This window comes from Erythrobacter sp. SCSIO 43205 (assembly GCF_019904235.1).
Lineage (GTDB): Bacteria > Pseudomonadota > Alphaproteobacteria > Sphingomonadales > Sphingomonadaceae > Erythrobacter.
On sequence record NZ_CP063202.1, the window covers coordinates 1,798,446 to 1,818,427 of the forward strand.

The 19,982-nt window shown below is 56.6% G+C and carries 20 protein-coding genes; 10 read left to right on the forward strand and 10 right to left on the reverse strand.

Features of this window, described 5'->3' with window-relative positions:
• The first annotated feature begins 165 nt into the window (after window positions 1–165).
• Together INR77_RS08365 and trxB are read left to right on the forward strand one after the other, a co-directional pair.
• The gene (locus INR77_RS08365) at window positions 166–969 is read left to right on the forward strand and encodes a tyrosine-protein phosphatase (protein ID WP_223070630.1); all 804 of its coding nucleotides are present in this window, start codon (window positions 166–168) and stop codon (window positions 967–969) included.
• Window positions 970–1,029: 60 nt separating this feature from the next.
• On the forward strand, window positions 1,030–1,998 hold the full coding sequence (gene trxB, locus INR77_RS08370) for a thioredoxin-disulfide reductase (RefSeq protein WP_223070631.1): 969 nt from the start codon (window positions 1,030–1,032) through the stop codon (window positions 1,996–1,998).
• Window positions 1,999–2,034: 36 nt separating this feature from the next.
• Here trxB and INR77_RS08375 read toward each other — a convergent pair whose 3' ends face one another.
• From INR77_RS08375 to INR77_RS08385, 3 genes are all read right to left on the reverse strand, one after another.
• Window positions 2,035–2,472: an MAPEG family protein gene (locus INR77_RS08375; RefSeq protein ID WP_223070632.1), complete on the reverse strand. Its 438-nt coding sequence runs from the start codon at window positions 2,470–2,472 to the stop codon at window positions 2,035–2,037.
• A 21-nt stretch (window positions 2,473–2,493) separates the two neighbouring features.
• Window positions 2,494–2,949, reverse strand: coding sequence for an MAPEG family protein (locus INR77_RS08380; protein WP_223070633.1), 456 nt, complete (start codon window positions 2,947–2,949; stop codon window positions 2,494–2,496).
• Window positions 2,950–3,015: 66 nt separating this feature from the next.
• A complete protein-coding gene (locus INR77_RS08385; protein ID WP_223070634.1) occupies window positions 3,016–3,981 on the reverse strand; it encodes a threonine/serine dehydratase in 966 nt (321 codons plus the stop codon).
• Between the two features lie 298 nt (window positions 3,982–4,279).
• Here INR77_RS08385 and INR77_RS08390 point away from each other — a divergent pair, with 298 nt between their 5' ends.
• Both INR77_RS08390 and INR77_RS08395 read left to right on the forward strand, forming a co-directional pair.
• Entirely contained in the window at window positions 4,280–5,491 is a 1,212-nt protein-coding gene (locus INR77_RS08390; protein WP_223070635.1) for a saccharopine dehydrogenase family protein, read from the forward strand.
• Window positions 5,491–6,666, forward strand: coding sequence for a carboxynorspermidine decarboxylase (locus INR77_RS08395; protein WP_223070636.1), 1,176 nt, complete (start codon window positions 5,491–5,493; stop codon window positions 6,664–6,666). Before INR77_RS08390 ends, INR77_RS08395 begins: the two co-directional genes overlap by 1 nt.
• On the opposite strand, the gene INR77_RS08400 is transcribed toward INR77_RS08395, so the two are convergent.
• Window positions 6,663–7,709 carry a DUF3137 domain-containing protein gene (locus INR77_RS08400; RefSeq protein WP_223070637.1) on the reverse strand — a complete coding sequence of 349 codons (1,047 nt, stop codon included), beginning with the start codon at window positions 7,707–7,709 and terminating at the stop codon, window positions 6,663–6,665. The two genes, INR77_RS08395 and INR77_RS08400, sit on opposite strands and share 4 nt — an antisense overlap.
• A 63-nt stretch (window positions 7,710–7,772) precedes the next feature.
• Here INR77_RS08400 and INR77_RS08405 point away from each other — a divergent pair, with 63 nt between their 5' ends.
• The 4 genes from INR77_RS08405 (at window position 7,773) to INR77_RS08420 (ending at window position 11,915) form a co-directional block, all read left to right on the forward strand.
• On the forward strand, window positions 7,773–8,348 hold the full coding sequence (locus INR77_RS08405; protein ID WP_223070638.1) for a LemA family protein: 576 nt from the start codon (window positions 7,773–7,775) through the stop codon (window positions 8,346–8,348).
• Window positions 8,349–8,532: 184 nt separating this feature from the next.
• Window positions 8,533–9,738 (forward strand): type III PLP-dependent enzyme, encoded by a 1,206-nt coding sequence (locus INR77_RS08410; RefSeq protein ID WP_223070639.1) that lies wholly within the window; start codon window positions 8,533–8,535, stop codon window positions 9,736–9,738.
• Between the two features lie 157 nt (window positions 9,739–9,895).
• On the forward strand, window positions 9,896–11,278 hold the full coding sequence (locus INR77_RS08415) for an NAD-dependent succinate-semialdehyde dehydrogenase (protein WP_223070640.1): 1,383 nt from the start codon (window positions 9,896–9,898) through the stop codon (window positions 11,276–11,278).
• Between the two features lie 40 nt (window positions 11,279–11,318).
• Window positions 11,319–11,915: an SDR family oxidoreductase gene (locus tag INR77_RS08420; protein ID WP_223070641.1), complete on the forward strand. Its 597-nt coding sequence runs from the start codon at window positions 11,319–11,321 to the stop codon at window positions 11,913–11,915.
• An 83-nt stretch (window positions 11,916–11,998) separates the two neighbouring features.
• Here the strand turns inward: INR77_RS08420 and INR77_RS08425 are convergent, their stop codons facing one another.
• From INR77_RS08425 to murI, 6 genes are all read right to left on the reverse strand, one after another.
• Complete coding sequence (locus INR77_RS08425; protein ID WP_223070642.1) at window positions 11,999–13,336, reverse strand: methyl-accepting chemotaxis protein; 1,338 nt, start codon at window positions 13,334–13,336, stop codon at window positions 11,999–12,001.
• Between the two features lie 207 nt (window positions 13,337–13,543).
• Window positions 13,544–14,245 carry a nitroreductase gene (locus INR77_RS08430; protein WP_223070643.1) on the reverse strand — a complete coding sequence of 234 codons (702 nt, stop codon included), beginning with the start codon at window positions 14,243–14,245 and terminating at the stop codon, window positions 13,544–13,546.
• A gap of 85 nt (window positions 14,246–14,330) precedes the next feature.
• Window positions 14,331–15,188 (reverse strand): TauD/TfdA family dioxygenase, encoded by an 858-nt coding sequence (locus tag INR77_RS08435; RefSeq protein ID WP_223070644.1) that lies wholly within the window; start codon window positions 15,186–15,188, stop codon window positions 14,331–14,333.
• A 61-nt stretch (window positions 15,189–15,249) separates the two neighbouring features.
• A complete protein-coding gene (locus tag INR77_RS08440; RefSeq protein WP_223070645.1) occupies window positions 15,250–15,729 on the reverse strand; it encodes a hypothetical protein in 480 nt (159 codons plus the stop codon).
• 1 nt (window position 15,730) lies between these two features.
• Complete coding sequence (gene hemA / locus INR77_RS08445; RefSeq protein ID WP_223070646.1) at window positions 15,731–16,951, reverse strand: 5-aminolevulinate synthase; 1,221 nt, start codon at window positions 16,949–16,951, stop codon at window positions 15,731–15,733.
• Between the two features lie 180 nt (window positions 16,952–17,131).
• Window positions 17,132–17,932, reverse strand: a complete 801-nt coding sequence (murI, locus tag INR77_RS08450) for a glutamate racemase (RefSeq protein WP_223070647.1) — start codon at window positions 17,930–17,932, stop codon at window positions 17,132–17,134.
• 111 nt (window positions 17,933–18,043) lie between these two features.
• Between murI and plsY the strand changes: the two genes are divergently transcribed.
• Both plsY and dprA read left to right on the forward strand, forming a co-directional pair.
• Window positions 18,044–18,640 (forward strand): glycerol-3-phosphate 1-O-acyltransferase PlsY, encoded by a 597-nt coding sequence (plsY, locus tag INR77_RS08455; RefSeq protein ID WP_223070648.1) that lies wholly within the window; start codon window positions 18,044–18,046, stop codon window positions 18,638–18,640.
• 95 nt (window positions 18,641–18,735) lie between these two features.
• Complete coding sequence (gene dprA / locus INR77_RS08460) at window positions 18,736–19,863, forward strand: DNA-processing protein DprA (RefSeq protein ID WP_223070649.1); 1,128 nt, start codon at window positions 18,736–18,738, stop codon at window positions 19,861–19,863.
• The last annotated feature ends 119 nt before the right edge of the window (window positions 19,864–19,982 follow it).

Here is a 19,982-nt window from a genome sequence, read left to right on the forward strand (position 1 = left end):
TTCGCATGACTTGGAGCTAACACTTGTCGTGCAAATCCTGTGTGTTGCAGTCCCCTCGCACATTTACTTAAGTCAGCCGTTCATCGGCCCGGAGCCTTCAAGGGTGTATCGACCGACACAACGGCGGCTTGCCGTCTTTGGCGCGCGCTGTCACATGGTGTGCCTATGATTCGAGACAGCTCCAATAAGCCCTTTCCTGCTCCCTTTCTCACCACTGATGGCATCCACAATTTACGCGATTACGGCGGTTACGTGGGGGCAGACGGGGGAAGGGTGAAAACCGGCGTCCTGTTCCGCTCTGGCCAGCACCGAGACGCAAGTGAAACCGACCTCAATCTTATCCAAGACCTTGGTATTCAAACGATTGTCGATTTTCGCGGCGCCAGCGAACGCGCAAACTTCCCTTGCCAACGCCATGAGCATTTCGACGCTGATGTGATCGCCTATGACGGTGAGACATCGAGCTCTCCTCCCCATGAAGGGGGAGGGGGGAAGGTTGAGATGACCCCTCAAAAAGCGTTTGAACGCATGACTGCGGTTTACACTCGTATGCCGGTGAACGACGCGATGATCGAAATGTTCTCGCGCTACTTCAAGGCTTTGGAGACGCGCGAGGGCGCAAATCTGATCCACTGTTTTGCAGGCAAGGACCGCACAGGAGTGGGCGCAAGCCTTCTGCTGCACACACTGGGCGTTCATTACGACGATATTCTGGCTGAGTTTCTCCTTACCAATCACGCGCCAACGCAGCATATTCTGGAGGCCCAATCCCTGCCCCGGATGGAAGAGCACTATGGCAAAATCGATCCAGAAGCGATCCGCAATCTGATCGGTGTGCGCGAGGAATATCTTGCCACCTATTGGCAGGAGGTCACGCGCGACCACGGTTCAATCGACAATTACATTGAAACAACTTTAGGTGTGGATGAGGCAAGCAAAGCTCGCCTGCGTGAGCGTTTGCTGGCGTGACAATGCGCGATTGCCTCCCCATATCAGCACCAATCACAAGACAGATTTAAGAGACGACCTATGGCTACTCACCGCACAAAGATGCTGATCATCGGTTCTGGTCCCGCTGGCTATTCAGCGGCAATTTACGCAGCCCGCGCCATGCTTGAGCCGATTGTGGTTCAAGGCCTTCAGCCGGGCGGCCAGCTGACGATCACCACCGATGTCGAGAACTATCCCGGCTATCGCGATGTGGTTCAGGGTCCATGGATGATGGAAGAGATGAAAGCGCAAGCCGAAAACGTTGGCACGCGCATGATGTATGACATCATCACCGAGGTTGATCTTGAAAACGGCTCTCCTTTCCGTGCGGTTGCCGATAGCGGGGATGAATACATCGCTGATACCATTGTCATTGCAACTGGCGCACAGGCGAAATGGCTCGGCGTACCGGGTGAACAGGAGCTTGGCGGCAAGGGTGTTTCTGCCTGTGCAACCTGCGACGGCTTTTTCTATCGCGGCAAGAAGGTCGCGGTTATCGGCGGCGGCAACACCGCTGTGGAAGAGGCGCTTTACCTCACCAACCATTCCGACGACGTCACAATCATTCACCGCCGTGATGAATTTCGCGCTGAAAAAATCCTTCAGGATCGCGTGTTCAAATCGGACAAGATCAACGTTCTTTGGAACAAGACCGTAGAAAGCTTTGAGGCGGGCGAGGATGGCACGCTGGGCCATCTCGTCTTGAAAGATACTGTCACGGGCGAGAGCTCCACGCTCGAAGTAGACGGCGCGTTTGTTGCCATTGGTCACGCGCCCTCAACCGAATTGTTCGAAGGCAAGCTGCCGATGCATTCTGGCAAATACCTTCAGGTGGAGCCCGGCACGCCAAAGACCGCAATCCCCGGTGTGTTTGCAGCAGGCGATGTCACCGATGCTGTCTATCGTCAGGCGGTAACGGCTGCTGGCATGGGCTGTATGGCCGCGCTTGATGCAGAGCGGTTCCTTGCCACTCTCGAAGATGCGCGCGAGCCGCAGGCGGCTGAATAAAGGACAGGGGCAGCCTGCAAAGCTGCCCCACTACCTTCACGCAAAGACGATCAGCGCCGCTTTCGCGATAAGCGCGATCAGCACCACGCTCGATACAGCAAACAGTACGAAGCGCACCATGACCCGGTTAGCGGTCGCCTGCACAAGGCTGTGTGCAACGCGAAGCCCGGTGTAAATCCACGCCAGAAACGCATTCATCCCGTCGCCCTGACCAAGGATCGCGAGGATAATCGCCACCGCATAGAACACCGTGGGCGCTTCGTGGAGGTGGTTGTAATTATCTGCCTTCCAATTCACGCGTTCGGGCAATTTTTCACGCAAACTGGCAGGGGTGGTGCCCACCAGCTTGGAAGGTTCAGGGATTTCGGGACTTGCGCTCATCGCAGGGATGCGCGTTGCGTACATCCACACCCACATAATCATCGTCCAGATCATCAGCGCGACCGCTGGGGCGAGAATATCCATGCCAATCATAATTGGTCCTTTGGTTGAAAGTTATTGCGGCGCAATGCTTGGGTCAGCAAAGGCTGTTGCCATCACCGCGCGCACCGCCAGAACGATCAAAACAATCGAGCTGGCTAGAAACAGAATGAAGCGCAGGGGAATCTTGTTTACAAGGATCTGCCACAAGGAATGCACGATGCGCAAGGCAACGTAAATCCACGCCAAAGTGACATCAATCGCGCCTGCCCCTACAATCGCCAGGATCACGCTGACCGCGTAAAAAAGTGTCGGCTGTTCGTGCAAATGGGTGTGGTTATGCGCCGGCCAATTGGCTTTATCGGGGATCACCCCTTCCAAATCTTGCCCGCGGGCACCTTTTTTACCGGCAAGAGCGGATTTGTCTTCGACTTTGGCAAGAGCACCAAAGCGCGCCGGAATAATCCACAAGAGCACGATGAGCGTCCACACAACCAATACGGCTGCGGGCGCGAGCATTTGAGCTTGCATGATGGTGATCCCTCTCAATCATAATTGGGCCTTGGTCTGTATGCCGAGGCCTGAATTGTCAAACATCTATCGCGGCTTGAATGAGGCCGGCTCGCAGATAGTCCGCGCAAAAGCTGCAGGATCAGCGTTTCCTCCGGTGACCATGATTATGGTCCTCTCATCCAGAGGCACCTTACCGCTTAAAGCTGCAGCCAGGGCGGCGCTGCCGCCGGGCTCGACAACCAATTGCATCGTGGCAAATGCCCAACGCTGAGCGTCTCGCACCTCTTTATCGGTCACAGTGACACCGGGCTCTGCGCGCCCCTTTAGCACATCAAGATTGATCGGCTTGGTGGCTGTCGGTTGGAGCGCGTCGCAAATGGTTTTGGGAGCATCGGGGGCTGCGTGAACGATCTCACCAGAGGCAATCGCTCGACCCACCATATCCCAGCCTTTTGGTTCGACCACATGGATGGCGCTGTCCGGGCAACCCAGCGCCAAGCCTGCCGCAAGTCCGCCGCCACCGCAACACACGATAAAGCGCGACGGAGAGCGTCCCATTTGCTGACCCGCTTCGATCCCGGCAGAGCCTTGCCCCTCGATCACCCACGGATCGCCAAAGGCATGGACAAGAGTGCCGCCATTTTGCTCGATAAGTTTGGCAGCGACTTCATCGCGGTCTTCGCCGGGACGGTTGTAGAGCACCACCTCAGCGCCCAGTGCCTTGGTTCCGTCAAGCTTCACCTGCGGCGCATCGCGCGGCATGACGATGGTTGCCTTGATCCCCAGCCGCTTTGCCGCCCACGCAACCCCTTGCGCATGATTGCCAGAGGAGACGGCGACCACGCCGCGCGCGCGCTCTTCTTCTCCAACGTTTGAAAGCCGCCACCACGCGCCCCTGATTTTGAACGCGCCGATAGGCTGGAGATTTTCCGCTTTTACATGAACGCGAACGCCGCCGATTTCGACCGGCAAAAGCGGGGTTGGCGGCAGAAGTTCGGCGATACTGGCAGCCGCGGCCAATACCCCGTCATGGGTCGGTGCGCGCGTCATAGACTCACCCGTATGAGACACTTGAGACACTGTTCAGGAGCCAAAAAGCTGTCCGCCCGTTTTGGGGCGTGAATCCATAGCGCGAAAGGATGAAGATCAGTCATATTCCAACAGCATACCTCGCTTCATCACCGTAGGAAACACAAGCATCAATTGAGCGCTTAAAGGCATTAGACTAGAGAGCACGCGACAGCCTTGTACGAGTCTCCCCTTGAAAGCGGAGACGTCATGCAAATCTTGGAGGCAGCTACAAATTTATGGGCCCCCACCTTAGCTGGGGCTCGCTAGGAGTCAGACTATGTCGAAGGTACTGGTAATCGGGGCAGGGGGCGTAAGCTCGGTCTGCGTGCACAAGATGGCAATGAATTCGGAAATTTTTCCGGACATCCATCTGGCCAGCCGGACCAAATCGAAGTGCGACAAGATCGCGGCCTCAGTGAAAGAACGCACCGGCGTCGACGTGACAACCTATGAAATTGACGCCGAAGAAGTGCCGGCGATGGTCAATCTCATCAAGCGCATCGGCGCGACCCATGTGGTGAACCTTGCACTGCCCTATCAAGATTTGCCGATTATGGACGCGTGTCTGGAAGCAGGCGCGCATTACATGGACACCGCGAATTACGAGCCGAAGGACGAGGCCAAGTTCGAATACAAGTGGCAATGGGCCTATCACGACCGTTTCAAAGATGCGGGGTTGATGGCTCTGCTTGGCAGCGGGTTTGACCCCGGGGTGACGAGTGTTTTCACCATGTGGCTCAAAAAGCATAAGCTTAAAACCATTCGCACGCTCGACATTCTCGACTGCAATGGCGGTGACCACGGACAAGCGTTTGCAACCAACTTCAACCCGGAAATCAACATCCGTGAAGTGACTGCGCCCGCGCGTCACTGGGAAAATGGCGAATGGGTGGAAACCCCTGCGATGCAGGTGAAGACTGAGTTCGATTTCGAGGCGGTTGGCCCCAAAAACGCCTATCTCATGTATCACGAAGAGCTTGAAAGCCTCGCCAAGTTCAATCCAGAGATTGAGCGTGCGCGCTTTTGGATGACCTTTGGCGATGAGTACATCAAGCACCTCACCGTGCTCCAGAACGTTGGTATGACACGGATCGATCCGGTCAAATACAAGGGTAAGGAAATCATCCCGTTGCAATTCTTGGCCGCCGTTTTGCCCAAGCCTGAAACGCTGGGCGAGACGACCAAGGGGAATACCAATATCGGCTGCATCGCAACGGGCGAAGCGCTGGATGGATCGGGCGAGAAAACCTTCTACATCAACAATATCTGCTCTCACGAAGCCGCGTTTGAGGAAACGGGCAACCAGGCGGTTTCTTATACCACTGGCGTGCCAGCGATGATTGGCACAGCGATGATGGTGCAGGGCACTTGGGAAGGGCAGGGTGTCTTCAACATGGAAGAGATGGACCCTGATCCCTTTATGGAAATGCTCAACGAGCACGGTCTGCCGTGGCAGGTGAAGGAGCTTGATGGGCCAGTATCGTTTTAATGGAAACCAAAGCCGGAAATCCGGGCGCTTTCGCCCATTTCGACCTTAGCCGCGTGGAAAGTCCCGCCTTTGTCGTGGATGCGGCGAAGATCCGCGCCAATTGCCAAATCCTCGCCGATATTCGCGATGCGAGCGGGTGCAAGGTCTTCGCAGCGCTTAAGGCGTTCTCGATGCACTCGGTTGCGCATATCATGGGCGAATATCTCGACGGGGTTTCGACCAGTGGGTTGTGGGAAGCGCGTCTTGCGTCTGAATTCTACGACGGGGAAATCGCGACCTATTCTGCGGCGTTTAAGCCTGAGGAATTGGACGAGATTTGCAGGCTATCCGACCATGTGATTTTCAATTCACCAGCGCAGATGAAGCGCGCCGCCCTGATCCTTGATCAAGCATCGGTGACCGGCGGCGATGTCTCGGTGGGGCTCCGCCTCAACCCCATGGTCGCAACCGGCGAAGTGCCCAAATACGATCCCAGTGCCCCCGGCTCCCGCCTCGGCTTTCCCATCGATCAACTGACCGAAGAGCATATGGAAGGGGTCGAGGGTATCCACTTCCACAATCTGTGCGAGCAGACGTTCGAGCCGCTGCGCGCAACATGGGACCGCGTGTTTGACGCGATCGAGCCCTATTTCGGGCAGCTCAAATGGATCAATATGGGGGGCGGCCACCACATCACCCGCGCCGATTATGAGCGCGAAGAGCTGATCGAATTCCTGAAAGATGCGGCTGAGGATACGGGTGCTGAGATCATCCTCGAACCGGGCGAGGCGGTGGCTCTGGATGCGGGTATTCTGGTGGGCACGCTTCTTGATACAGGGTTCAATGAAGTGCCCATTGGCATCGCGGATATTTCAGCGACCTGCCATATGCCCGATGTGTTGGAGGCTCCCTATCGCCCGGCGATGCTGGGCGAACTTCAGGACGACAGCGTGCCCATTCGCCTCGGTGGCCCCTCGTGCCTCGCTGGGGACGTTATTGGAGACTATCGCCTGCCAGTGCCGGCAGAGCCGGGCGCACGCTTCGCTTTCCTCGATCAGGCGCATTATTCGATGGTCAAAACCAACACGTTCAACGGCGTGCAGCTTCCCTCGATCTACCTCTGGGATTCTGACACGGACGCGCTCGAATGTGTCAAACGCTTCGAATATGAGGACTTCCGCGACCGCCTCAGCTAGAGGCCCTTGCGGCCAAACCCGCCAGCGCGGCGAGGGGTTGCCTCACGCGCGTATTCGGTGATGCCGGGGTGCTGCGGTGCGTGGTTGATTGCCTCAACTCTTCCGCGCCCATTCTGATTGATCGCCAGCATTAGCCGTGCGAGCGCTGCGAATTGGTCGGCGGTTTCCTGCGCTTTTGCGTTGTCTTCCTCTGCCTTCATAGAACCGCTTTCAAACATATTATCGCTTTCCACCACGAGCACGAGGTGCTGATCGACGAAGAGTGCGCGGATGGATTTACCGTGGAAGGCTTTTTCCAGCGCGATCAGGTGCTCGATATAGGAAGGGTGAATAAGGACGCGCGCCTCAATCTGATCGTCGCTGAACACTTCGAAAGTGTTTTCAAATTGCGGGTGCACCTGATCGACATATTGCATCCGGTGGCCATCGATCGTGATCTCGTCCTTGACCCCGCCAAGGCCAAACCACTTCTTATGCTTGCCTTTGCGTTGCAAAAGGGTGGTGGAGCGAAATTCCCGGCCAAAGGGCAGGGAGATAATCGCGCCTCTGAACACTGTCACCCACCGACGGTTCTTGCCCGAACCCCGACGCTCTTCGAGATGCGCTTCGTAGAGGTTGAATGAATTGCCGCCAAGCTCGCCATACCAGCAGTCCTCAAACTCATCGCGGTCGTATTTGGGCACCAGGCCATATTTTTTCGCCTGATGAAATTCCACGCCGGGCTCAACCTCGGGATCATATTCAATCCCAAGATCACGCGCGATGGCGGTGTTAATGCCGACTTTGATGGTCTGTTTAGCCTCTTGAATGGGCTTATAGCCCCATGCGGCAACGCCAACGACAGCAGCGCCTGCGGCAAAAAGTTTGATGTCGAACAGACCAAAGGGCAAATACCACAGGAACGCGAACACTGGCAAAAGCGCAATTCCGCCGTAAAACCAGCGGTCAAACGCCTTTTTGCTCGCCTTATCGCGCATTTCGGATTGCTCGGACAGCCAACTGCCAAGCTCCCCGCGCATCAATCCCTGAACATCGGCCTGCATCGTACCAACCTCTTAACCTTTCGCCGCTATGCTTAATCGAAGAAAGTAAAAGAGGGCTTCACAATGGTTGATATTTTCGGATGGTTCTGGACTTCTGCGATCTTTGTGATCGTTGTTGTCGGCGTTTTCGCCATCATTTCCATTTACAATACGCTGGTTCGTTTGCGTCAGAATGTGAACCAGGGACGCGCAGATATTGATGCGCAGCTGCGCCAGCGCCACGACCTTATTCCCAACCTCGTTGAAGCGGTGAAGGGCTATGCTGGCCACGAGAAATCCACGCTCGAAGAAGTGATCAAGGCGCGCAATGTCGCTGCCAAGGGTCAGCCGGATAGCGCTTCGGAGCAGGGCCTTAAAATCGCGCTCGACAATCTTCTCGCGCTGGGTGAGGATTATCCTGATCTTCGCGCATCGGAAAACTTTCAGGAATTGCAAAGCGAGCTTGCCGAGATTGAGGACAAGCTTGCCGCTGCCCGCCGGGCATTGAACGCGGCAGCTGCACAGTTCAACACGGCGCGCGAGGCGTTTCCTGCGGTTCTTTTCGCGAGTATGCTTGGCTTCAAAGAGGCCGATTTCAACACGCTCGACGATTCAGAACGCGGCACTGTGGACCAAGCGCCCAAGGTCGCATTTTCCTGATATTAAACGCTTATCCGGGAACTTTCCGGAGGGCGAAAGATTTTGATTGCAGACGGCGGCATTTTATTGCAAATGCCGCCGCCTTGCTGCCCCAAGGGACGATTTCTACCGCAAGGCAGCCCTGTTGAAACGCTTACGGTCAAGGCTTAGCTGCCACAGTACCGTTTTAAGGGGGTCCCTTGAGTTGTACATCTATCCCGACGCCAAGGCTGTAGTTCAGGCCATCGAGCCTGATGAACCCATCATCCTGAACCGTCCGCACGCAGCGCGGCGTGCGGCGCGCTTTTTTGTCGAGAAGTTTCCCGGCAAAGTGCTGTACGCTGTCAAAGCGAACCCTGCGCCTGATCTCATTCAGGTGCTTTGGGAAGCGGGCGTCACCCATTTCGACGTCGCATCCATCGCCGAAGTGCGTCTGGTGCGCGAGGCGCTGCCAGATGCAAATCTGTGCTTTATGCACCCGATCAAGCGCCGCCGAGCAATCGCAGAAGCCTATCATCAGCATGGCGTCAAAACCTTCAGCCTTGATACGGTTGAAGAGTTGGAAAAGATCGTAGAGGCGTGCCGCAACCCAGAGACGGGTGAGCCAGCCAAAGATCTGCGCCTGTGCGTTCGCATCCGCGTGTCGAGTGAATATTCCGAACTTTCATTGGCAGCAAAATTTGGGTGTGACCTGACCGAAGCGCCTGCGCTTTTGCAGGAAGCGCGTCAGCACTGCGACTGGCTCGGCATCTGTTTCCATGTCGGCTCTCAGGCAATGACGCCCTTTGCCTTCGTGCAGGCTCTTGACCGCACCCGCGCGGCAATCGCCGAGGCAAGCGTCGTGATCGACATGATCGACGTTGGTGGAGGCTTTCCCAGCATCTATCCAGGGATGGAGCCGCCCCCGCTCGAAGATTATTTCGCGCTCATCTCCAAGCATTTCGAAGCGCTTCCCATCGCTTACAACGCAGAGTTGTGGTGCGAGCCGGGCAGGGCGCTGTGCGCTGAATATTCGAGCATGATCGTATCCGTCGACAAACGCCGGGGCGACGAGCTTTATATCAACGATGGCGCTTACGGCGCGCTTTATGATGCGGCGCACGTTGGCTGGCGTTTCCCGGTAAAGGCGCTTGAGGATGATCTGATCGAGCCGCTTGAGGATTTCTCCTTTTACGGCCCCACTTGCGACGATGCTGACTTCATGGCTGGCCCGTTTCCGCTTCCCGCCGACATTCAGGCGGGCGATTATATCGAAGTCGGGATGCTTGGCGCATATGGCGCAGCGATGAAGACGGGCTTCAACGGATTTGGCAATGCTCAGGTTGTGACCGTCGCGGATGAGCCGATGATGAGCCTGTTCGACGGCTCACGCACGCGGCCTGAAGCTGATAATGTGGTGAGCCTTCGCTAAGGCGTAGGCGGCAAATTATTTTTGCGATTGTTCTTCTTTTAAGGAACGGTTGGGGGCTTGCGTCTGTAGATCGGGTAAACCACCCCGATCCCCGCGCAGCCGCTACCTTTTCCCTGACAAGCTGGTGATTGCGCGGGCCCCTTAACGGAGGCCCTACATGGCGCAAATTACGACTAACAATCCCGCAACCCGCGAAGACCTTCAATCCTATGACCTTATGTCGAAGGATGAGGCTTTTGGACTAATCGATGCGGCTCATGAGGCGTTTTTGAGCTGGCGGATGCGCAGCCACGAAGAGCGCGCGCCGTTCCTTCGCGACATCGCTGAAAAGCTGCGCGAACATTCCGATGAGCTGGCCAAATTGATGACGCGGGAAATGGGCAAGCTGCTCAAGGATGGCAAAACCGAGGTTGAGCTGTGTGCCCGCCTGTTTGAATATTCTGCAGACAATGGCCCATCCGAACTGGCCGATGAAGAACGCACCCATTCAGGCGGCAAAAAGCGCGGTATTGTCACCTATTCGCCGATTGGCGTGATCTATTCGGTGCAACCCTGGAACTTCCCGCTTTACCAAGCGGTGCGCGTTCTTGCGGCCAATTTGATTGCGGGTAATGCCGTCATCCTCAAACACGCCTCGATCTGCACAGGCAGCGGCCTGATGCTGCGCGATGTGTGCCTTGAGGCAGGTCTGCCAAAAGGCCTGTTCGATGTCGTGGTTGTCGAACATGAAGTTTCCGACGACATCATCACCCATGACAAAATCCGCGCGGTGACAATGACCGGCAGCGACGGCGCGGGCGCGCATATTGGCGAAAAAGCCGCCAAGGCACTCAAGAAAACCGTCCTCGAGCTTGGTTCCAACGATGCTTATCTGATCCTCGAAGACGCTGACATTGATTTGGCGGTCAAAACCTGCGCCGTGGGCCGCCTATATAACAACGGCGAAACTTGCGTTTCGGCAAAGCGTTTTGTTGTGACCGATGCCGTTTATGATAAGTTCGTGGACGCTTTTGTTGAGCGGATGAAAGCCACGAAAATGGGCGACCCGATGGACGAAGAAACCCAGCTTGGGCCCCTGTCCAGCGAGCAGCAATTCAACGACGTGAAAGAGCAGACCGAAAAAAGCATCGCGGGCGGCGCGACCTTGCTTTGCGGTGGCGATCCAGAGGAAGATCCCAAGGGCTGGTATTATCCGGCGACCGTACTTGCCGACTGCCAGCCGGGGACGCCTGCTTACGATGATGAGATTTTCGGCCCCGTTGCGGCGGTCATTCGCGCAAAAGATGATGAAGATGCCATGCGCATCGCCAATGACAGCCGTTATGGCCTTGGCGGTGGTATCTTCACCAAGGATGAAGACAAAGCCATCCGTCTTGCACGCGATCACTTCGACACTGGCATGGTCCGCATCAATTCGTTCGGTGCAGCCGATCCCAATATGCCTTTCGGCGGGGTCAAGGACAGTGGCTATGGCCGTGAACACGGCGGCTTTGGCATGAAGGAATTCGTCAACGCAAAGGCGATTTTCCTGCCTTCGTAGGGCGCGCTTATACCCCGATACATATCACGAGAGAAACACGATGAAAATTCTAGTGGCCGGAGCAACCGGCAATACAGGCCTGCGCCTTACACAAGAGCTGAAGGACAGAGGCCATGATCCCGTCGCTTTGGTGCGTGAAAGCTCGGATACGAGCGCATTGCCTGATGGCGTGGAAACGCGGCTTGGCGATCTGGCTGACCTTGATCAAGGCGTGACGCACGGCTGCGAAGCCGTTGTCTTCGCTGCTGGATCAGGCGGTGACACGAGCGAAGAAATGACTGACAAAATCGACCGCGACGGGGCGATCCGTCTGATTGAGCTTTGCGAGCAAAGCGATGTGCGCCGCTTTGTCATGTTAAGCTCAGTTGGCGCTGACGATCCCGACCCTGAAGGCGAGCTTGCGCATTATCTGAAAGCAAAGCACGACGCGGATGAACGGTTGAAGCAAAGTCCATTGGATTATGCGATCCTTCGCCCGGTCAGCCTGACTGACGATGGTCCCACGGGCGAAGTCGTGCTGGGCGATGAAGTCGACCCACAAGCAAAGGCTGCGCGCGGTGATGTCGCTGTGCTTCTGGCTGATGCGACCTTGCAGGATGAATGGACGGGCCGGATTGCCCTTATGCAAAGCACGTAAACGGGATTTTGGCAGGGTAATGTGGTGATGGGAAGCCTCCCATATTACCCTGTCATAATAATCGAAGTCGGCCCTGCGCGCGTTTACGCCGCCCAGCCAAGCTCCTGCACCTGTCCGCCATGCGAGCCGGCAGAGCTTGTCCCATCACTTAGCTTGAATTGCGACACCTGCTCATTAAGCGATCTTGCGTGCTGTTTAAGGGTGCGGGTGGCCGCCGATGTTTCTTCGCACATAGCCGCATTTTGCTGCGTCATCTTTTCGATATTGGACAGCGTTTCGTTGACCTTCGAAAGGCCCCCTGCCTGACGCTGTGAGGACTGGCTGATCTCTGAAATCAGCTCGGTGACCTCAACGATATTTTTTGAGATTCGCTCCAGCGCCTTTCCAGTGTCGCCGACAAGCGAGACGCCTGTTTCGACCTCGCGCTGGGAGCCTGCGACTTTGTCTTTAACGTCATGAGACGCTTCTGAAGCACGTTGGGCGAGGGCGCGCACTTCGCCTGCGACAACGGCAAAACCTTTGCCCGATTCGCCTGCGCGCGCAGCCTCAACACCAGCATTGAGTGCAAGCAGGTTGGTCTGAAACGCGATCCCGTCGATCACCTCGATAAAGCTCGCGATTTCGCTGGACGCACGCTCAATCCGGGCCATCGCCTCGACCGTTTGTTTGACGATTTCGCCAGAGCTTTCCGCGTGTTGTTTCGCCTTTGCCATTGCCTCATTCACGTGCGCTGCATCAGAGGCGGTCTTGCTGATCTCGCTCGACAAGGCGTTCATCTCACCCAAGGTGCGCTCGACGCTCTCGGCCTGTGATTGCGTACGCATGGAGAGGTCTTCGCTGGCATTGGAGATTTCCGATGTGCCAACGTCGATGCTCTCCTTAGTGCTGGCAACGGCCAAAACGGTCTGGCGCAGCGCCGCAATGGCTTCGTTATAATTCGAACGCAATGTCTCATATTCAGGCGGCAAAGGCTCCTGAATGGTGCTCGAAAGATCGTTGCGCGCCAGTTGTTTGAGAGCCTCACTGAGGATCGCGACGATTTTTTCCTGCTGCTCGCTCGCCTTGCGCACGCTTTCCGCGTTGTCCTTGAAGGTCAACATCGCGCGCGCCATGCGGCCAACGCAGTCTTTGGTGTGATGACGATAGGCAATATCGCTTGTCGTATCGCCCTCGGCCAAGGCTTCCATGCGAACAACCGTGCTTACATAAGGATCACACACGAACCTTTTCGTAATCAGGCCAAAGGCCAAGGTGAGCGCGACGATCAAAGCCGCGCCAGCCAGAAAGATCGCGCCCAAACTCTCGGCGCTTCCCGCGAGATAGGCAAAGACTGCCGAGCTGGTGACAGCGGTCACATACACGCTGATCATAAAGTTAAATTTTGTTCTGATCGGTGCGTGTTCGATAAACCAGGTGAACATTTGCGATAGCTCCCGAGCGTCTTGTTTTGAGGTTTAAACGCGGATTTGGACCGTCACCCGTTAGGTTTGCGACCGGGAGCGACGATCGTCGGGATAGTCATCTTGTGTTGATCTAGTGTTTGAGGCGAATCCGCATCGCCACTCAGTTTATGCTTGTTTCACCATTAACCACGACGTCAGGATTACAGTCACAAGCGCGCGCACCGTTCATTCAAACCCGACAAACCGCGCTGCCTCTTCGACCGGGCGGCGGGTGATCTTCACTGGGTTTGCAGGGAAATCCGGGTCCGGCCAGCCAAGCGCAACCGCCTTCATGATCACCTGATCATCCGGAATATGCGCGTGTTCGCGCACGACCGGACTTTGCATGATACCTTGGGAATTGATCACGCAACCAAGCCCTTTGGACCATGCCGCATTGACCAAAGTGGTTGTCACGGCCCCGCAGTCAAAGACGGTGTCATCCGCATCGGAAAGCTCTTTGTCATAAGTGATGATGACGCATACAGGCGCATCGAACTGGCGGAAGCCGCGCAGCACCCAGTCCTGCCGCTTTTCCTTGTCGTCGCGTTCGATGCCCATCGCTTCAAACAGTTGGATTGCGCAGCCGACCTGACGTTCACGGTGGACGCCTTGAAAGGGATGGCCTTTGCGAAATTCGCGTGAATCGGGCTCGCCAGCGAGAATGCGCTCGGTGTTGCCCTTGCGAATGCGGTCGAGCGGTTCGCCCGTGATGACATGAAAGTGATAGGGCTGCGTATTCATCGAAGAAGGCGAACGCATCGCCATTTCGAGCACTTCTTCAATCAATTCTTTCGGCACAGGCTTGTCGAGATAACCGCGGATCGAACGCCGGCCGTTTACCACTTGCGCATAGGTTTGTGTCTCATCGCCGTATTCATTGGCCACGTAAGTCTCTCCCGAATTGTGTTTCGCAAGAACAGCTAGCGCAGCTTTGGCCAAGCGCAAAGGACGCTACGGCAGGGCAGATGATTTAGGGGGTAAAATAGGGCTTATCGCCCGCGATGGTCACCCGCTCCATCACCCGGCGTGCCGGGAAGTAGTCGGAGACAGCGAGATGCTGACACACGCGGTTGTCCCAAAAGGCGATTGAGCCTTTCTCCCAGCGGAAACGGCACTGTATCTCAACGTCTTTGGCGGTCGCGTAGAGGTGGTCGAGCAGCCATGCGCTCTCTTTATCCGAAAGCCCCTCGATATGGCTAGTGAAAGCAGTATTCACATAGATCGCCCGTTCGCCTGTTTCGGGGTGGGTGCGGATCACCGGATGGCGCATGGGGGGAAAGCGCTCGTGCAGGTCAGCGGGCGCTCTATCGAGGCGTTTGGCGAAGACCCGCGCGATGTCGTGCACGGCGGTGAGCCCCTCGCAAAAGCGCTGCATCTGTTCGCTGAGCCGCTCGTAAGCGAGGTGCATATTGGCAAACAGCGTATCTCCCCCGCATTCAGGCACTTCGCGAGCCAGCAGGATGGAGCCCAGCGAAGGTTTTTCGCGCCATGTCACATCGGAGTGCCAGTTGTTTTCCTGACCCCGGCTCTTGGGTCCGTGGGCGATGCGCAGGACTTCGGGGTTAGGTTGGTCTGTGGGAGTGGCGGGGTGGACCTCAAGGTCGCCAAAGTGGCGGGCAAAGGCGATGTGTTGTTCTTGCGTGAGGTCTTGGTCGCGGAAGAATATGACCCCGTATTTCAGCAACGCTGCGCGGATTTCCGGGATGCGCGAAGGGGTGTCCTCTGCGGCCAAGTCTATGCCGTGAATTTCCGCGCCAATCGCTGGTGTCAGCGGCTTGATATCCAAAGTGCCAGTGTCGAGTTTCGCTCGATCAAATGTGGTGGCCATGCGTCTCTCTCCCTCTCTCGAAGAAGAGTGTGCACACACAAGGCTCTGCGATCAAGCAAAGTCAGCCTGAGAGGTCGAATCCATACGCCGAACAAACTGTTGCTGGCTTGAGGCTGTAATCAAATTGCCTCCAGGCTCCCCTCAACCCTTCTGAATACAACAGCCGTCGCTCAGGGCCATCGTTGATATCTTCTTGCTCAAGTTTGCACTGCTTTTCGACTTCGGTGCTTGAGAAGGGGTAACCCACCTTTGCTAACATATCGCATCCGGTTTCCTCGGTCCAATTCTTGCAAAACACGGTCCACTCCTCGCTCGTTTCGGGGCGAAACTCTGGTAGCTCGTCTGAGGCGAATGCGTTCAGGCGATATTCCCGATAACTCTTAGCTAATCCTTCTTGAAGGTTTCTGGCTGCCTGTGCTTGGCGGTCACCAAGTCTGGGGGCTAAGATGACTGCTATGATCCCGCCCAAAATAATAATGGCAAGCCAAGCAGAGGCGCTGCCGCCTTCTGAGAATGGTCCGCGATACTTGTGGTCGCCCAAATCAAGCCGCCTCAGCGAGCTCCAAATCCAGCCGATCCCAGATTTCGACGAGAGCCTCGGTCAACTCGGTCATCATTTCCTCAGTGTGGTGAGGGCCGGGGGTGAAGCGCAGGCGCTCTGTACCGCGCGGGACGGTGGGGTAATTGATCGGCTGCACATAGACGCCGTATTCGGCGAGCAGGATGTCGCTGATCTTTTTCGCTTTCACCGGATCGCCCACCATCAGCGGCACGATGTGCGTGACGCTATCCATGACGGGAAGGCCCGCCTCGGCAAACTTCAGCTTGAGCGTCGCGGCGGCCTGTTGCTGCGCGTTGCGTTCAACGTTCGAGGACTTGAGGTGCTTCACCGATGCAAGCACGCCTGCGACCAGAACGGGCGACAAGGACGTCGTGAAGATAAAGCCCGGCGCATAAGAGCGGATGCAATCGACCACCTTGGTGCTCGCCGCGATATAGCCGCCCATGACACCAAACGCCTTGCCAAGCGTGCCTTCAATAATGTCGATGCGGTGCGCTGCATTGTCGCGCTCTGAGATGCCGCCGCCATGATCGCCATACATCCCAACCGCGTGCACTTCGTCGATATAGGTGAGGGCGTTGTATTTCTCAGCAAGATCGCAAATTGCATGGATCGGCGCCACATCGCCTTCCATTGAATAGACGCTTTCAAAGGCGATAAGCTTAGGCGTTTCAGGATCTTCTGCGGCGAGCAATTCTTCGAGGTGTTCAACATCGTTGTGACGAAACACCCGTTTCTCACAGCCGGAATTGCGGATGCCTGCGATCATGCTTGCGTGGTTCAATTCGTCGGAGAAAATGACGCAGCCGGGAAGCAGTTTTGCGAGCGTTGAAAGCGTCGCATCGTTAGAGACATAACCGCTGGTGAAGAGAAGCGCCTGTTCTTTGCCGTGAAGCTCAGCGAGTTCTTTCTCAAGCTCGACGTGAAGGTGCGTGTTGCCGCCGATATTGCGGGTGCCGCCCGACCCTGCGCCAACGTCATGCAGCGCCTCTTCCATCGCTCCGATCACGACATCGTGCTGACCCATGGCGAGATAGTCGTTCGAGCACCACACAGTGATAGGCTTTGGACCATTGTGGCCATGAAAACAGCGCGCATTGGGGTAGGCACCCTTATTGCGCATGATGTCGATGAAGACGCGGTAACGGCCTTCTTCGTGAAGACGGTCGATCGCGGAATCGAAAATCTGATCGTAGTTCATAACACCAGCTACTCTAAGGCTCGCGGATCGCCCTTGTTCTCAGGCCCAATATCAACCGCGCTCATTCACATCTTTAGGCCATACAACCCGCTCATGGCTCATCGGTTTCCGTGAGGGTATGTAGCAGTTCAACGGGCCAATAAAACCGCTATCTTTGCGAATGAGTAGCGATTGCCAGTGTTAAAACTGCTCAATGTGATCGATTCCGTAAACTTTTAGAACTTTGGTCAACTGGCGAAAATCGTCAGGGTCACCGGTCATAACGGCGCGCCTTCCGGCAGTGCGATCAAAGGTTTGGCCTTCGACGAGCCGCGCGATCTGGCGCGCAATTCCACCAGCTCCGTGGAGCAGATTGACCTCTTCGCCAAACACTTCGTGCAATTCGCGACCGAGCAGCGGGAAGTGGGTACAGGCAAGGACAAGCGTGTCGATTTCATCGCCGCCCGGCATGGCGCGCAGTTTTTCTGCCGCGTCTTCGATCACTTTCATGTCGACCGGACGCCCGCGCAACTTGCCCTCTGCCGCCTCCACGAGTTCAGGAGCTGCTAGCCGAAGCAGCTTCTTGTCACTCGCAAATTCGGCTTCGAGGTTGTCGACGTAATGCTGACGGATGGTGGCTTCTGTCCCAAGCAATCCGATCACGCCTGTTTTTGTGAGGCTTGCCGCTGGCTTGATAGCGGGGACCGTCCCCACAATCGGCACCTCCAGCACATCGCGCACCATCCCAAGGGCGATGGTCGAGGCGGTGTTGCAAGCGATACAGATAAGGCGCGGCTTATACCGCTCCGCCATCCGGCCAAGCAGCCCGGTGACGCGCGCAGCGATCTGAGCCTCAGTCTTGTTGCCATAGGGCAGACCCGCCAAGTCCGCAGCATAGATAACCGGCGCCTTGGGAAGCAGGCGGTTCAATTCCGCAAACACGGAAAGCCCGCCAACGCCGGAATCGAACAGCAGGATTGGGGAGGAGGCTGGGATATTCATCGAAACCGTTCGCGCTGACCTTGTCGAAGCATCACACTTCTTATAACTCTCACGTTCACTTAGAGAAAAACCGCTCGCGGACAAGTTCGCAGCGACACGGAGTTCTAAAAATTGGAACCGCTTTTAGCTGCTTTGCTGGGCTATTTGTCAGGATCAATCCCCTTTGGCCTTCTCCTCACCAGAGCCGCTGGCATGGGTGATGTGCGCAATATTGGCTCGGGCAATATTGGTGCGACCAATGTCTTGCGCACGGGAAATAAGGGGCTTGCGGCGGGCACTTTGCTGCTCGATTTGCTTAAAGGTTTTGCACCCGTTTTTGCCGCTGGAATGATCTGGGCAGGCGATATAGGCGACGTTGCCAAGGCTTTCGCCGCGGGCGGGGCGGTGATTGGGCATTGCTATCCCGTATGGCTCGACTTCAAAGGCGGTAAGGGGGTGGCCACCAATGCGGGCGTCTCCTTTGGGCTCGCATGGGTAGTTGGCGGGGCCTATGCTCTTATCTGGCTGTCCATGCTGGCGATTTTCCGCATCTCCAGTCTTGCCGGGATGAGCGCGGTTGTGGCGGCTGCGGCTGCGGCTCCGCTGTTTGGCTATCCGCAGTTCTTCCCCGTGCTCGCCGCGATTGCGGGGCTGATCATCTACCTTCATCGCGAAAATATCGGTCGGTTGATGAAAGGTGAAGAGCCAAGGGTGGGGGGCAGTAAGTGAGCAGGCTAAACTCTTCTTGTGTTCTCCTGCGAAAGCAGGAGCCTATCTTCGGCCTTGGGAGCTGGATCCCTGCGTTCGCAGGAAAGCACAAATAGATGGTAGATGTGGGGATCAGCCAAGCTGAAGCTTTCGCCCGCATTCGCTTGCTGCGTTCCCCAAACATTGGCCCGGTTTCTTACCGCCAACTCCTCGCCCGCTTCGGTACTGCGGTTGCGGCAATCGATGGCCTTCCAGAACTCGGCTCACGCGGCAAGAAAGCCTACGCCCCCGCGCCCAAAGACCGCATCGAACGCGAGATCGAGGGAGTGATCGCCTCAGGTGCACGTTACCTCTTCCACGATCAAGACCACTACCCAGCGCTTCTCGCCGAGATCGACAGTGCCCCTCCAATCATTACCTGCCGTGGAAATCAGGCGCTCGCAAGCGAACCTTGTGTCGCCATCGTGGGCGCGCGCAATGCGAGCGGAGCCGCAACCAAGCTGGCCCGCGATTGGGCAAGAGACTTGTCCGCAGCAGGCTTCACCGTGGTCAGCGGTCTAGCGCGCGGGATCGACGGCGCGGCGCATGAGGGTAGCTTTCCCAAGACCATCGGCGTGATCGCTAGCGGCATCGACATCGCCTATCCGCCCCAGCACAAAGGTCTTCAGGAAAAGATTGCCCAAGAGGGCCTGCTCATCGCAGAACAGCCCCCCGGCACGGAACCACGCGGTCGACACTTTCCCAGCCGCAATCGCATCATAGCCGGGCTCGCAAGCGGAACATTGGTGGTGGAGGCCGCTCCGCGCTCAGGCTCGCTCATCACAGCAAGGCTGGCGGGTGAAGCGGGCCGCGAAGTCATGGCGATCCCCGGCTCCCCGCTCGACCAAAGGTCAGCCGGCTGCAATCAATTGATCCGCGATGGAGCTGTGCTGGTATCCGAACCGCAGGATGTGATCGAGCTTCTCGAAACCTTCACCGGAGCCCCGCGCTCAACTTACCGCGTCGCTGAAGACCCGACGCGCTTCGATTACGAAGAGCTGAGTAAACTCGAATGGGGCGAGGCCAAAGCGTCTGGCGATGAGGCAGAAGCCATCGGAAGGTTGCTCACCAAAGCCCCCATTGGCGTCGATGAACTCATCCGCCAATCAGGGGCGGAGCCAGCGATGGTGCACATGGTGCTGCTTGATCTGGAGCTTGCAGGCGAACTCGAACGCCACGACGATGGCGGGGTCAGCCGGATGTAGTTCCTCGCGAATTGCACTTGCTCCAACCCGCTCACAAACCTACTTGACGCTTCCGCAAAACCCGTCCCACTCTCGCGCGTACGCGTAAGGTGCCTTGGCACGTGTAAGGAAATCGAACT